12 protein-coding genes are annotated in these 14,357 nt (G+C 71.2%); 1 reads left to right on the forward strand and 11 read right to left on the reverse strand.

Going from position 1 to position 14,357, the window contains the following annotated elements; genetic code table 11:
- Positions 1–344 precede the first annotated feature (344 nt).
- Complete coding sequence (locus OG623_RS30315; protein ID WP_406150776.1) at positions 345–929, forward strand: TerD family protein; 585 nt, start codon at positions 345–347, stop codon at positions 927–929.
- An 85-nt stretch (positions 930–1,014) separates the two neighbouring features.
- Here OG623_RS30315 and OG623_RS30320 read toward each other — a convergent pair whose 3' ends face one another.
- From OG623_RS30320 to OG623_RS30370, 11 genes are all read right to left on the reverse strand, one after another.
- Entirely contained in the window at positions 1,015–1,947 is a 933-nt protein-coding gene (locus OG623_RS30320) for a LacI family DNA-binding transcriptional regulator (protein ID WP_406150777.1), read from the reverse strand.
- Positions 1,948–2,107: 160 nt separating this feature from the next.
- Positions 2,108–3,019: a formyltetrahydrofolate deformylase gene (gene purU / locus OG623_RS30325; RefSeq protein WP_406150778.1), complete on the reverse strand. Its 912-nt coding sequence runs from the start codon at positions 3,017–3,019 to the stop codon at positions 2,108–2,110.
- Positions 3,016–3,888 (reverse strand): methylenetetrahydrofolate reductase, encoded by an 873-nt coding sequence (locus OG623_RS30330; protein WP_406150779.1) that lies wholly within the window; start codon positions 3,886–3,888, stop codon positions 3,016–3,018. Before OG623_RS30330 ends, purU begins: the two co-directional genes overlap by 4 nt.
- 9 nt (positions 3,889–3,897) lie before the next feature.
- A complete protein-coding gene (locus OG623_RS30335; protein ID WP_406150780.1) occupies positions 3,898–5,244 on the reverse strand; it encodes an aminomethyl transferase family protein in 1,347 nt (448 codons plus the stop codon).
- Between the two features lie 270 nt (positions 5,245–5,514).
- Positions 5,515–6,741, reverse strand: coding sequence for an FAD-dependent monooxygenase (locus OG623_RS30340; RefSeq protein WP_406150781.1), 1,227 nt, complete (start codon positions 6,739–6,741; stop codon positions 5,515–5,517).
- Positions 6,738–8,135, reverse strand: a complete 1,398-nt coding sequence (locus tag OG623_RS30345) for an MFS transporter (protein ID WP_406150782.1) — start codon at positions 8,133–8,135, stop codon at positions 6,738–6,740. Before OG623_RS30345 ends, OG623_RS30340 begins: the two co-directional genes overlap by 4 nt.
- Positions 8,136–8,373: 238 nt before the next feature.
- Positions 8,374–8,856, reverse strand: a complete 483-nt coding sequence (locus OG623_RS30350) for a DUF3500 domain-containing protein (RefSeq protein WP_406150783.1) — start codon at positions 8,854–8,856, stop codon at positions 8,374–8,376.
- Positions 8,857–8,888: 32 nt separating this feature from the next.
- Positions 8,889–11,432, reverse strand: coding sequence for an ABC transporter permease (locus OG623_RS30355; RefSeq protein WP_406150784.1), 2,544 nt, complete (start codon positions 11,430–11,432; stop codon positions 8,889–8,891).
- The gene (locus OG623_RS30360; RefSeq protein ID WP_406150785.1) at positions 11,429–12,274 is read right to left on the reverse strand and encodes an ABC transporter ATP-binding protein; all 846 of its coding nucleotides are present in this window, start codon (positions 12,272–12,274) and stop codon (positions 11,429–11,431) included. Before OG623_RS30360 ends, OG623_RS30355 begins: the two co-directional genes overlap by 4 nt.
- A 143-nt stretch (positions 12,275–12,417) precedes the next feature.
- On the reverse strand, positions 12,418–13,092 hold the full coding sequence (locus tag OG623_RS30365; protein ID WP_406150786.1) for a response regulator: 675 nt from the start codon (positions 13,090–13,092) through the stop codon (positions 12,418–12,420).
- A complete protein-coding gene (locus tag OG623_RS30370) occupies positions 13,089–14,327 on the reverse strand; it encodes a sensor histidine kinase (RefSeq protein ID WP_406150787.1) in 1,239 nt (412 codons plus the stop codon). Before OG623_RS30370 ends, OG623_RS30365 begins: the two co-directional genes overlap by 4 nt.
- Positions 14,328–14,357: the final 30 nt, after the last annotated feature.

Below are 14,357 nucleotides of genomic sequence, written 5' to 3' on the forward strand. Positions count from 1 at the left end.
CGGTGCGTGCGCGGACCGGAGAAGCGGAAGCGTGCCATGAGTGACCCCTGAGAACTGAAGAAGCGTCGGATTCGGACAAGCACCATCCTTCGCCGGACCCGGCCCCGGGGGCATCCGGCTACCGTGCGGATCGATGGTGCAACTGAACCCCCGCGCAGGGTGGTGGCACGCCCCGTGACGGTGCTGGGCGCGGCTACCGCGGGGTGCGGACAGGAGCGGGCCAAGCGGGATAAGGGTGACGGCACCGGGGAAGTGTGAAGATGTGAGGACCCGGCGTAGTGCCCCGCGCCGGCGCCAGGCACACTCAGCCTGTCGTAGTTCCTTCACCAGAGGATGATCCACGCATGATTACGCTCACCAAAGAAGACGGGCCGGCGGACCTGGACGGAGTCACTCACCTGTCCATCGGCGTGTCCTGGGACCCCACGGCCGGGAGCAGCGGAGGGGTGATGGGCAAGATCCGCCGCAAGACCGGCACCGACCTCGATCTGATCGCCATCGCGGTGCAGGGCGCGGACCCGGTGCGTCTGGCCGGTCTGGACTCCCTCGACCCGCTGGGCAACGGCTCGCTGGTCCACAGCGGCGACAACCAGACGGGGCGCGGTGAGGGTGACGACGAGACCGTCACGGTCGAGTTCGCGCGGGTGCCCACCAACATCACGTCGATCGTGTTCGTCGCGGCCGCCTTCAAGAAGGGCAGCTCCTTCCAGAAGGCCCGCAACATCAGCTTCAAGGTCTACGACGCGACCGGCGGCAGCACACAGCAGGTGGCCGACATCTGGCCCAGCCTGCTGACCCAGGACAACGGCTGCGCCGTCGCCAAGGCCGTGCGCGTGGGCGGTTCCTGGAAGCTCGAAGTGATCAATGTGACGGGGAAGATCAAGCAGGGCGACGAGCACGCCCTGATGCGTTTCGCGATGAGCAAGTAGGTACGCGTCGAGGGAACTCCGGGCCCTGGACGAGGAGCCGTAACAACACCTCGTCCAGGGGCGCGCCCGTCAACCGGGCCGCCCGTCAGGCCGATTCGCGCAGGACGATCCGCGCGGGAGCCGGAGTCAGTCCCCTGCTGTCCATGCCCAGGGCCAGCCGTGCTTCCAGACGGCCGTGGGCCTCGGCGTCGATGTGCACGGTGGTCAAGGAGGGGCTGACGAGCGAGCCGTACTCCGTGTCGTCGAACCCGATCACCGCCATGTCACGGGGGACTTCCCGTCCCAGATCGCGTAGCGCGGCCAGGACGCGCAGGGCCACGTCGTCGTTGTAACCGGCGATCGCCGTCACACCGGGCGCGTCCGCGAGGAACGTTCTGACCGTGCGCGTACAGGCCGGACGCTCACGCGGTGCCACGAAATGACCCGGCACGGACAGGTCCGCGTCGCGTGCCGCGTGTCCGGCGAAGCGAAGGCGCGCGGCGACGACCGGGGTCTCGGTCTCCGGCAGCGCGAGAGCGACCTCCGTGTGGCCCTGGGCGGCCAGGTGCCGGATCTGCAGTGCGGCGTGCGCGGCGAGGCCGTCCCGCCAGCCGCCGCCCCTGTCCTCCAGGTCGTGGCCGGTGACGTACGCCTCGCCGAAGCGGAGCACCGCGCGGGGCGCGATGACGTCCAGGACCTGCCGGGCGGCCTCGGGGGACTGGTGACCATGGCGTACGAGGAGGACGTGGCCGTGCGCCGCCAGTTCGGCGTCGAGCCCGCGCACGTAACTGCGGGAGTAGTTGCCCTCCAGGCCCCCGTCGATGTTCAGGACGACGACCCGCGACGCCCCCTCCCGCAGGGCGCGGGCGACACCGTGCGGCACGTATCCCAGCTCGCGGGCCGCCTGTCTCACCCGGTCGCGCGTGGGGCCCGAGATCGACTGCCGGGGGTCGTCGTTGAGCACGAAGCTCACGGTGGCGCGGGACACCCCGCTGGCCGCCGCGACATCGTTCAGAGTGACTCTTCCGGAAGCGCCCATCCGCCTGTACCCCGAGCAGTAGTGCCTACCGTCAGCTCAGGACCGACGGTCACCACATCCTAGGCGTGTTCCACGAGGGCGGGCTCCGGCCTGCGACATCGGGCCCCGTATCGAGGGTTGTCATGGTGGTGAGCCTTTCCGCTCCGGGCCTACCCGCGGGTCAGGTGAAGACGATGGTGTGGTTGCCGTGCCGGATGACACGGTCCTCGGCGTGCCAGAGGACGGCGCGGGACAGGACGGCGCGTTCGACGTCGGCGCCGCGCCGGGCGAGGTCGGCCGCGGTGTGGGCGTGGGTGACGCGTACGACGTCCTGCTCGATGATGGGGCCCTCGTCGAGGTCCTCGGTGACGTAGTGGGCGGTGGCGCCCACGAGTTTCACCCCGCGTTCCTTGGCCTTGGCGTAGGGGCCGGCGCCGATGAAGGCGGGGAGGAAGGAGTGGTGGATGTTGATGATGGGGACGCCGAGGTCGCGGATGAAGTCTCCGGAGAGGATCTGCATGTAGCGGGCCAGGACGACGAAGTCGACGTTGTCCTTGAGCAGGCGCAGATGCGCGGCCTCGGCCTCCGACTTGTCCGACCCCATGGAGGGGACGTGGAAGAACGGGATGCCGAAGGACCGTACGTCCTCGGCGATGTCGGGGTGGTTGGAGACGACCATGGGGATGCTGACCGGGAGCTGGCCCTGGCGGTGGCGCCAGAGCAGATCGAGCAGGCAGTGGTCGGACTTCGAGGCGAACACCGCCATCCGCTTCGGCACCGACACGTCCCGCAGGGTGTAGGCGAGCCCGTTCTTCTCCACCAGCTCCCTGTCGAGGTCGGCCCGGAGCTCGGGCATGGACGCCTGGAGGGAACCCAGGCCGAACACCGTGCGCTGGAAGAAGGCGCCGCCCTGCGGATTGTCCGAATACTGGTCCAGCGACACGATGTTGGCCCCGTGCGCAGCGAGCACGCCGGTGACACCGGCGACGATCCCGGTCGAGTCGGCCCCCTGCACGATCAGTGAGGCCTGGTGGGAGGTGGTCCGGCCGGTGGGCTTCGCGGCACGTGACGACACGTCCTGGGCGAGGGTCATACGAGTGCGTCCTTCCGGAAACGGGCGATCCATTCGGAGGTCGCCGTCAGCCCGCCGAAGGTGTAGAAGTGCAGCTTCACCTCACCGTGCAGGAGCGGGTCGTACCTCTCGGCGAGTGCCCGCAGGAAGCGGTCGGGTCCCGCGGTGCCCATGAGATTGGTGATCGAGAAGCCGTACTTCTTGGCGATGGACGCGCTCGTTCCCACGCCGAACCGTGACGCGTACGACATCAGCCGCCGGATGCCGGCAGGGCCTGGTACGCCGATGCGGACCGGCGCCATGACACCTCGGCGGCGCGCCTCCTCGATCCAGGCGAGAACCGGGTCCACATCGAAGGCGAACTGGGTGATCACGGAGGTGGCGAGCCCCTGCTCGGTGAGCCTGGCGCTCTTCTCACGCAGCGCGGCCCACAACACGTCGTCGGAGATGGCCGGATGGCCCTCCGGATAGCCACTGATGCCGACGTGCCGCGCCCCGTAGCGTCGCAGCAGCCCCGTCTCGATCAGGGCGAGCGCGTCCTCGTACGGTCCTTCGGGACGGCCGGGGTCACCGCCGACGACGAAGACGTCGGCGCTGGTGCCGTCGGCCCGGAGCCCGGCGAGGAACTCCTCGAGAGCCGCGCGTGAGCCGAGGCGGCGGGCTGAGACATGGGGGACCGGTACGAAGCCGAGACGCCTCACCGCCCTGGCGGCGTCCAGCCGCGTCCGGAGATCCTCGTTGCCGAGGAAGGTGATGTTGATCCGGGTGCCCGCGGGGATGGCGGGCCCGGCCTCCTCGAGACCGGAGACGTCCTTGCCCGTCATCTCCAGCGAGAAGTCCGTCAGCAGCGGCCTGTTCGCCGCCTTCGGCGCCGTGCTGTCCATGTCCATCGATCCTCCTCAGCGGGCGTCGCGGCGGTACTGGGTGCGGGCATGCCGGTCGAACGGACTCGGCTCGACGGTGGCCCGGATGCGGGGGAACCCGAGATCGGCCTCCGGATCGGTACCCGGTCCGGGGTGCTCACCCCAGACCACGGACACCTCGGTGCCGGGCTCCGAGTGCCCCACGTCGACCAGGCTCTGCGCGAGCACCGTGCCGACGGGGTCGATCGAGGCGGTCTGCATGGTCGTCCCGACCAGACCGTCCGCGCTCTCCACCCTGTGGCGGGCGTAGGTGAGCACGAACCCCGGGTCCTCTCCGCCACCGACGACCCGGCGCACATCGTCCGGGTCCAGGACGAGGGTCACCTTCCTGCGGTGCGGTTCCTCCTTCGCCCTCATGAGGGCGTCCCGGCCCAGGAAGTCGTGGTGGAAGGAGATGATCTTGCCGTAGCCGAGCTCGTACGGTGAGACGTAGTGGTCCTCGATGTCCTCGGAGAAGAAGCTGCCGCTCAGCGGGCGCTGCCCCTCGATGCCGTACAGCGGGAGCTGCTTGCGGTAGTCGAGCAGGCTCGGGTCCGTGTAGATGCCGGGCACCGGCGACGGGATCCAGCCGCTCTCCACGCTCGGCGTCGTGTAGGCCAGGGCACCGACCCGCACCAGGCCGAGAGGCTCGCCCGCCCGGAGGAACGCCTCGTGCACGTACGAGGCGTGCTCCCACGGGCCGATGAACTCGTAGCCCGCCTGGCCGGCCATCCCGTGCCGCAGGGCCTTGAAGCGGCGGCCGTCGAGCACCACGGGGGCGGAGTGGAAGAACCTGGTGTCCGGCATGGGGCCGCCGAAGACCTTCTCCGTCAGCTCCTTGGCGAGGGGCCCCTGGAGCTGGTAGCGGAACAGCTTGGGATCCCCGCCGCCCGGACGGAAGGCGGATGAGGCGTCGGTCTCGAACGAGACGTCGTAGCCGCCCTTCTCGGCGTGGTACTTGACCCAGTGCTGCGAGGCCGGGACCCCGCTCAGCAGGTAGGCGTTCTCCGCCTCACGGGCGAGGATGCCGTCGGTGACGAGCCTGCCTTCGCGTGTCACCGGCACGTACTGCTTGGCCTGGCCCACCGCGAACTTCCCGAAGTCGTTGGCGCCGTGGTCCGCGAGCACCTGGGTGGCGTCCGGTCCCTCGATCCACATGTCGTACATGTGGTGCGAGAGGTTCAGCAGAGCCACGCCCTCGTGCCACGCGGCCTGCTCGGCGCGCCACCCGACGTACTCACGCTCCACCACCTCGGGCATCCACGGCTCCGCGCCCGGCTTCCACAGCAGCCCGACCGCTGAACCGGCCCTGTCGATACCGTCCTGCAGAGAGGAGAAAGTCACTGCGGCCCCTTCCGGTGTCCTACTAGAACGATTAAGCGCAGGGTACTAGAACGATCTAGTAATGGGGTGGTGAGGAGCCGGGCATGTGTCCGGCAACCATTGATTGCGTCCGGCGGGACGGTGGCCGGCGGCGGCCGGATCCGGGACGGGCGGGTGGCGACGGGCCACCGTGCCGGGGTCCGCGGTCGCGTACGCGTACAGCCGTAAGTGGCGTACGCGACCGTGGAAGAGGGGAGCACCTCCATGCGGCGGTGCGGCACCGGGCTCGCGTCAGGGCGTGAAGGTGGGCAGAGTGAGAGCCGAATGGGCAGGCCGTCCCGCTGAGGCGGGGATGGCGCTGAGGCCCCGCAGTCCGGCGTTGCGCTGTTCCAGGTCCCGGGCGGTGGTCGGGAAGAGGGTGGCGCCGCCCTGGCTGACCAGGTTCTGGTTCGCGGTCACGAACTCCCGGGTGTCGCGTTCGTAGGCGGCGAAGCCCTTGATGTGGTCCTGGTCCGCGAGGGAACCGGCGAGCATGTACGCGCCGACGAGGGCGAGGCTGGTGCCCTGTCCGGTGAGGAACGAGGGTGCGTACGCCGCGTCGCCGACCAGCGCGACCCTGCCGCTGGACCAGCCGGGCACACGGATCTGGCTGACCCCGTCGAAGAACAGGTCGTCCGTGTCGCGCAGGACGGCCAGCATGCCCGGGACCTCCCATCCCGCGTCGGCGAAGACCTCGGTGACCAGGTCGCGTTGGGCGTCCGGGTCCCGGAAGGCGTCCATGGGCGGCTCCGGCTGGGCGAAGTTCAGGAAGGCGTGCACCTCGTCGTCGTCCCCCACGGCGTAGAGCGCCGCGGCCCTGCCCGGGGTGTTCCACATCACGGTCTCGTGGGAGAGCCCGAAGGTGTTGCGCATGGTGAACACGGCGAAGCAGTAGCCGAGGTAGCGATGGAACTGCTCCTCGGGGCCGAACAGCATCTCCCGGGTACGTGAGTGCATGCCGTCCGCACCGAACACCATGTCGAACGTACGGCTGCGGCCCTCGTGGAAGGTCACGTCGACCCCGTGGTCGGTCTGGTCGAGGGTGTCGATGGAGTCGTTGAACACGAACTCCACGTCGTCCTTGACCGCCGCGTAGAGCGCGTCGGTCAGGTCACCGCGCCGCACCTCCAGGTCCCGGCCCGCGACGCCGCCGGTGACGGCGTGGGGGTGCAGCGAGGCCACCTCGGTTCCGTCCCCGTCGAGGAAGGTCAGCCGGCGCAGGTCGATGTGCGCCTCCCGCAGGGGTGGCAGGATCCCCATCTTCTCCACGACGTCGAGCGCGGTGCCGCGCACGTCGATGGGGTAGCCGCCGCTGCGGAGTGTGTCGGCCTTCTCCACCACGGTGACCTCGTATCCGTAGCGATTGAGCCAGAAGGCCAGGGCGGGACCGGCGATGCTGGCCCCGGATATCAGGACCTTGCGCCTCGGCCTGGTGCGGTTACCGGTGGGTGCGGGCGTCGGCTGGTCGGTGCGGGTCATGCTTTGACTCCTTTGCTCATGGTGCGGGTGACGAACAGGGCCAGCGACACGACGACGCCGGCGATGAGGAAGCCGGTGACGTAGGCCGATTCGGCCGCGACCTCCGACCCGGAAGGGGTTCCGGCAGTGAGCAGTGCACCCCCGAGCTGTCCGCCCACGGCGGAGCCGACCACCCGGCTCACGAGGATCAGACTGGTGGCGATGCCGGTGTCGTCCTTGTCGACGGCGGTGGCGGTGCTGGTCATCATCGCCGTGACGCACAGACCGTTGGCCAGCGCGATCAGCACCTTGCCGACGACCAGGTGCCAGACCTCGGTGTGTACGACTGCCACGGAGAGCAGGCCGAAGGCCATCATGATGACGCCGGTGTTGACCACGGCACGCGAGCCGAAACGGCGGTCCCCGATCCCGCCGAGCGGACCGGCCAGAGTCGCGGCGATGGCGCCGGGCAGCAGGAAGAAGCCGATCCGGGTGGCGCTGGCATGGAATCCGTACCCGTCGCCGCGCTCGTCGAGCAGCTGCGGGATCAGATAGACCGCCATCGTGGTGCCGAGGCAGATGATGAACGTGAGCACGCACGCCTTCCAGATCGCGGGCCGTGCCAGCATGCGAAGGTCGATCATCGGCGAGGCCGCACGCCGTTCGACCCTGATCCATCCGATGACGAAGACGGCCAGCAGGGCGACGAGCGCGACGAGCACGAGCGGTTGCGAGCCGGCTTCGGGCGCCAGCGCGAGGACGAGCATGAGCGTGACCAGCATCCCGCTCAGGAGCAACAGGCCGGGCCAGTCCATCCCGGAGTCGTCCGACCGGCCCGGCGCATCGGCCGGCATCAGCCTGTTCACGAGCAGGGTGGCCCCGACGACCGCCATCGTCGGCAGGGCGAACATCCAGTGCCGCGAGAGCTGTTCCGCCACGGGCCCGGCCGACAGCATGCCGACCATCGACCCGCCGACGAAGAGTCCGCTGACCACGCCGATGGCCACTTTGGACTCCCCGGCGGGGAGGTGTTTGCGGACCACGATGAACGACAGGGGCAGTGCGCCGATCATCGCGCCCTGAAGCACCTGACCGAACAGCAGCACGGGCAGGTTCGGGGCCAGGGCGGACACCGTGCCGCCGACCGAGACCACCGCCATCAGGCGGATCAGGATCTTCTTCCCGCCGTAGCGGTCGCCGAACTTGCCCGCCAGCGGCGTGATGAGCGCGCCGGTGATGAGCAGGACGATACTGAGCAGCGCCCCTTCGGCCGGGCTCATGTGCAGTTCGCGTTCCAGCAGCGGGATGGTCGGTGACACCACCGACTCCAGTGCGCCGGTGGACAGAGCCAGCAGGCCGAGGGCTCCGACAGCGGCCTTCCCGATGGGGACCGTGGGCGCCAGGGTTGTGGCCATGATGGTCCTTTCGGTCATTGCCGAGTGAGGGCGGTCGATACCGTCGTGGGGCGCCGCAATGCCCCTTGGGGCGGGCCGTCGCCGCCTGCGCTCCCATGGCCAGGGTGCAGCGTGGGGCGGGTCTTGTGAGGGGGAGCGTCGGTCGGTGGAGGTTGTTGTGTGCCGGCCATGTATGTCACATTCCGTTTCGTTGGCACGCGGTGGCTGACGACGCGTGCCGGATGACGGCGCGGGTGGCTCACCGCGTGTGGTGGGCCGCGTGGTGAGCTGCCAGGACGTCGCCGCCGAAGTCGGTTTCCGGATCCCGCCACACGGCGTGGGCGTGATTGGCGCCGCGGTGGCCGTTGGTCCACTCGATCAGCAGCCGCGGGCCTTGCAGGCGGTAGTAGTGGGCTTCGCCCGCCGCGGTGGAACCCGCCCAGGCGAGGTGTACGGCGTCCAGCGCCGACGGGTCGTCGTAGCGGGGCTGTGGGGACACCCCTGGCGGGACCCGGTCGAGGTAGGTGCCGAGCAGGGCCCGCAGCAACTCGCGCTGCGGCGTGTCGAGTTCGGCGCCCGGCACGCCCTTGGGTGTCCGGGTGAGGGCCAGCGCCCGCCGGTTGGCGCCGTCGAGGCCGGTGGCCGGGTGCCCGGCGCGGTCAGGGACGTGCGGTCCGGGGCGCCAGAGTTCGGCTCGCCTCACCACGCGGTCCTCGATCCGGCTGCTGGGCGGGAGCGGCATCACGCCGGCTCCCGCCCCCCTGTAGGCCAGCGCTACGACCAGCGGCGCAACGCCGCCCTGGCCGGCAGGGTGACCGCGAGCAGTGCCAGGCCGCCGGCGGCGGCCGCGAAGGACCCGTACACCAGCGGGGGCACGAACGGCATGTCACCGGTCACGCCGCTCATCATCGGGATGAGCGTGGCCGCGGCGATCGCGGAGCCGAGGGCCAGGCCCACCCCTGCGACCAGCAGTCCCTCCCAGCGGAGCATCGTCATCACCTGACGCCGGGTGGAGCCGATCAGGCGCAGCGAGCCCAGTTCGCGGCGGCGGTCCAGGACCGTCATCACCAGGGTGTTGATGGCGGCGACGGCCGCGAAGCCGCCGAGGACCGCGGCCATGGTGTTGTTCATCCAGGCGCCCAGCTTCGCGTCGCGGTTCTGCTCGGTGGCGTAGCCGGAGGCGTCGGTGACCTCACCCAGGGCGCTGAGCGACTTCTCCGAGCCGCCCCGCACCAGCAGGGTGCTGTCGAAGCCCGAGGTGACATGGCCGGCCAGGGACTCCCGGTCCATGGTCACCGTGGACAGGCCGAGGCCACGCCCGTACACGGCGACGACCTCGGGGCTGATCTCGGTGCCGTCGGGGAGGTAGAGCGGGAGGCGGTCGCCGACGCCGGCGTCCGCCGAGGTCGCCAGGGTCTTGTCGATGGCGACACGGCCCTCGCCGAGCCGGTCGAGGCTGCCCTCACGTACGTCCAGGTCCTGCACCTTCGCCAGCTCGGCGCCGGAGCCGGTGACACCCTGGGTGGCCGCACCCAGAAGCGACTTGAACTCGCCGGAGCCGGTCGGCACCAGTACCTGCGTGTTCAGCAGACCGACGGCCGCCTCCACGCCGGGCGCGCGGGCGGCGCGGTCCGCCGCGTCCACCGGGAGCCCGGCAGGGCCCGTCACCACGTGGTCCGCGGTGATGCCCGCGCGCAGCTGTTTGTCGGCGGCATGGGTCTCACTCGTGTGCATGAACACGAGGGTCGAGGCGAAGGCCACGGCCAGCACGATCGGGGTGATCGCGGAGGCGAGGCGGCGGGCGTTGGCGCGGGAGTTGGCGGCCGCGAGCTCCGCGGCCGGGCCCGCCCCGCGCAGTGGGAGGCCGAACAGGCCGGCGCACAGCCGCGCCACCAGCGGGCCGAGCAGCCCGACGGAGAGCATGAAGAGCATGACGACGCCGAGGGCGGCGCCGGCCGCGTCGTCGCCCGTGGAGCGGGCGGACACACCGGTGAGGATCGCGCCTCCGACGAGGGCGCCGACACCGAGGAGGGTGCGGACCAGGCCGGGCCGCAGTCGCTCGACGGAGGCCTCCGCGAGCGCCTGTCCCGGCTTGATCTTCGCGGGCCGGCGCCCGGCGGCCCAGCCCGCGCCGAGCGCGGTGAGCAGCCCCATGACGACGGCGGCGAGCAGCGGGATCCCGGACACGTGCAGGTCCACGGCGCGCGGAATGGCGTCGCGGTCCTGGAGCTGCCCGAACCACCAGCGGGCGAGCCCGATGCCGGGCAGGCAGCCGATGATCCCGGCGAGCGGCGCGACGAGCAGTGCCTCGGATGCGACCGCGCGGCGGATCTGCCGCGGGGTGGCGCCGACAGCGCGCAGCAGGGCGAATTCGCGGGCCCGCTGGCCCACCGAGAGCGCGATGGTCCCGGCGGCGGTGAAGACCGCGACGATGGCGGCGATGCCGCCGAAGGAGCCCCCGATCCCGAAGAGCGTCACCTTGGCGTACCCGAGGCCCGGGTCCTCGACGGCACCGCGGTCGTCGCCGGTGTGGACCTGAACCCCGGAGCCTGCCAGGGCCGTCTTCACGGAGCCGGCGAGGGCATCGGTGCCGGTGCCGTGCTCGGCCAGCACGACGACGGCGTCGGCCTTGCCGGGGTGCCCGGCGAGCGTGGGCGCCTGGGCGTCGGCGAACCAGGTCAGGGCGCCCGCCTCGGCGGTGCTCCGGGCGGTCTCCGCGGAGCCGGCCCGGGCGACACCGGCGACGCGGAAGTCCTGCTGCCCGGCGGCGGTCTCCAGCACGACGGTGTCGCCGACGGCGGCGTGCGCGGCACGGGCCGTGTCCGCGTCGAGCACGACTTCGCCGGCGCGGGGTGCGGAGCCGCTGGTCAGCGCGGTGCCGGTGAAGGCATGCGAGCCCCATCCGTGTGCGGTGAGCACGCCACCGGGAACGGACAGTCCACGGGCGCCGGAGCCCGCGCCGTCGTCCGTCGCGTGCACCGGGAAGGTGAAGTCCGCGACGGCCGTGGCGACACCCGGCGCCTCGCCGGCCTTCGCCGCCAGCCCGGCGTCCATCCGCGCCGTGTCCGGCAGCGGTGTCGCCTCCCTCTCGAGGTCCTCGCCACTGCCGGTGACGACGTACTCGTTCTGGTCCGCCGCGGCGACGACCGGTGCGTTCGCGTACCGCTCCGGCGGCACCGAGGCACGCAGGCTGGTCTCCAGCAGGATTCCGCAGGCCGAGACGATCAGCGCGGACATCAGCAGCGCGAGGAAGGTCCCCGCGAAGGACGCGGGCTTGAAGCGGACGGCCTCACGGGCGAGTCCGTTGGGGCGCTTCATGCCGCGACCCCCGTCATCGCACCGGGGCGGGAGGCACGCGAGGTGAGCACGGCCATCCGTGCCGCGATCTGTTCCGCGGAGCCGCGCTCGAGATGGTCGGCGAAGGAGCCGTCGGCGAGGAACAGCACCCGGTCGGCCCAGGAGGCCGCGGCCGGGTCGTGGGTGACCATGACGACGGTGGCCCCGAGGGTGTCCACCGCGTTCCGCAGCAGGCCCAGGACCTCGGCGGCCGTGCCGGTGTCCAGGGCGCCGGTGGGTTCGTCCGCGAAGATCACGTCGGGGCTCGTGATCAGGGCGCGGGCGACGGCCACGCGCTGCTGCTGGCCGCCCGAGAGCTCGCCCGGCCGGCGCTTCGCCTTGTCGGCGAGCCCGACCTGGGCGAGTACCGCCTGTGCCTGCCGGCGATCCTGGCGCTGCCCGGCCAGACGCATCGGGAGCAGCACGTTCTGCTCGACGGTGAGGGAGGACAGCAGGTTGAAGGACTGGAAGACGAAGCCGAGACGACTGCGGCGCAGCTCGGTCAGCTCGTTCTCGCTCATGCCGGTGATCTCCGTGCCACCCAGGAACACGGATCCCGCGGTCGGCCGGTCGAGCCCGGCGGCGCACTGCAGGAACGTGGACTTGCCGGACCCGGACGGGCCCATGACCGCGGTGAACGTGCCGCGCGGCAGGGCGAGGTCCACACCCGCGAGGGCATGCACCGTGCCCGCCCCGCGGCCGTACTGCCGCCGGACGTCGCGCAGCTCGACGGCGAGACCGGGCGTGGCGGCCGGGACCTCGGGCCGGTACTCCACCCCCGGCCTGTTGTCCGCCTTCTGCCGCTTGCCCTTGCCTAGCTTCATGTCCCGTCTCCCTCATGCGCGCACTTTCTGTGACGCGTGAAGAGTGCGGGGACGGCTGTGCGCCGGGCGTCATACTGCGGAGCCAATGTGGAGGTGCTACCGCGGTAGGGGGTGGAGGAGGGACGGAGCGGTGACGGCGCGCCCTACTCGCCGGGGGCGACCAGCCCCGACTCGTAGGCGAAGACCACCGCCTGGGCGCGGTCGCGCAGGTCGAGCTTGGTGAGGACGCGGCTGACGTGCGTCTTCACCGTCTGCTCGGCCAGCACGAGGGTCTGGGCGATCTCCGTGTTGGACCGGCCGCGGGCTATCAGGGTGAGGACCTCGGTCTCGCGTTCGGTCAGGCCCTTGAGGCGCAGCGCCGGTTTGCTCAGCGCGGTGGGGCGTTGCTTGGCGAAGTCCGCGATCAGGCGGCGCGTCACGGAGGGGGCGAGTAGCGCGTCGCCCGCGGCCACGACGCGGACCGCCGCGATGAGGTCGGCCGGCGGCGCGTCCTTGAGCAGGAAGCCACTCGCGCCCGCCCGCAGCGCCTCGTAGACGTAGTCGTCGACGTCGAAGGTGGTGAGCATCAGGACGCGCGGACGGTGGGTGACGCCCGGCGGCGGCGACAGGAGACGGCGTGCGGCCTCCAGGCCGTCCATCTCGGGCATGCGGACGTCCATCAGTACGAGGTCGGGATGGGTGCGCCGGCTCAGCTCGACGCCCTGCACGCCGTCGGGGGCCTCGCCCACCACGTCGATGTCGCTCTGGGCAGCCAGCAGCGCGGCGAAGCCGGCCCGAACCATGGCCTGGTCGTCGACGATGATGACGCGCGTCGTCATGTGAAGTCCTTTTCAGTTAACGGAAGTTGAGCGGCGACCCGGAAGCCGCCGTCCGGCAGTGGCCCCGTATCGAGGCTGCCGCCGATGATGCGTACTCGTTCGCGCATGCCGACGAGCCCGTGCCCGGTACCGCCCACCTCGAGCGGTGCGGCGGACGGCTCGGGCGACGGCCCGTTGACCACCAGGACGATCAGCCGCGCGGCCTCTCCCGAACGGGGCTCCGAGACCGACACCGACACCTGTGTGCGGGCACCCGGCGCGTGCCGTACGACGTTCGAGAGGGCCTCCTGGACGATCCGGTACGCGGACAGGCCGACCGCTTCGGGCACCTCGACGTCGCAGGGGGTGAACTCCACCGGCCCTCGGGCCCTGGCCGTCGCCTCCACCAGCGGCCCGAGCTGCGCCAGGCCGGGCTGGGGCACCAGCTCGCCCTGCGCCTCCTCGTTGCGCAGCACACCGAGAAGACGTCGCATCTCGCCGAGCGACTCGCGCGCGGTCGCCGCGATGGCGGTGAACTCCTCCCGCACGTCCGGAGGCATCCTGTCGAAGCGGTACTCCGCGGTGTCCGCCTGCACCGTGATGACGGACATGTGGTGTGCGACCACGTCGTGCAGCTCGCGGGCGATCCGGGCGCGCTCCTCCAGCAGCGTCCGCCGCCCGCGCTCGGCCTCGCTGATCGTCTCCTGCTCGACCAGCCTGCGCTGCACCTCGGACCGGTCGCGCAGCACCCCGCCGAGCAGGAGTGCGACGCCCCCGAGGATGGTGAGCAGCAGGTCCTTGGCGCTGGAGCCGTGGGGCGCGACGAATCCCAGGCCGACGTTGGCGCCCGCTGTCGCCAGCCACACCAGCAGCAGCGTCCGGCGCCGCTCGCGCAGGCCCAGGGCGAGGCAGAGGCCGACGTACCCGACGATCTCCATGGGCGGGAAGGGCCACAGCAGCCGCTCCTGGAAGTCGGCGGTGAGCAGGACGAGCGCGCCGGCCACGTCCGCGACGAATACCACGTACCAGGCCTGCAACGGCCGTACGACGGCGAGCAGCAGCGGCGCGGCCTGTGCGACGGCCAATGCGCCGGCGACACCACCGTTCAGGCCGTAGTCGGCGGTGAGGACCACGATGGTCGTGGGCAGCAGGGCCACGCACAGCACGAACGCCACGGCCCACGGCAACAGCCGTACCCACCGTCGCGAGGCCCCTGCGAGCAGCGCGCGAGGGCGTTCCTCCTTCACCGAGGTCATGCGCACCAACCTATGTGTGCCGCGGTGGCG

Origin of the sequence: Streptomyces sp. NBC_01012, from assembly GCF_045162755.1 — a bacterium.
Lineage (GTDB): Bacteria > Actinomycetota > Actinomycetes > Streptomycetales > Streptomycetaceae > Streptomyces.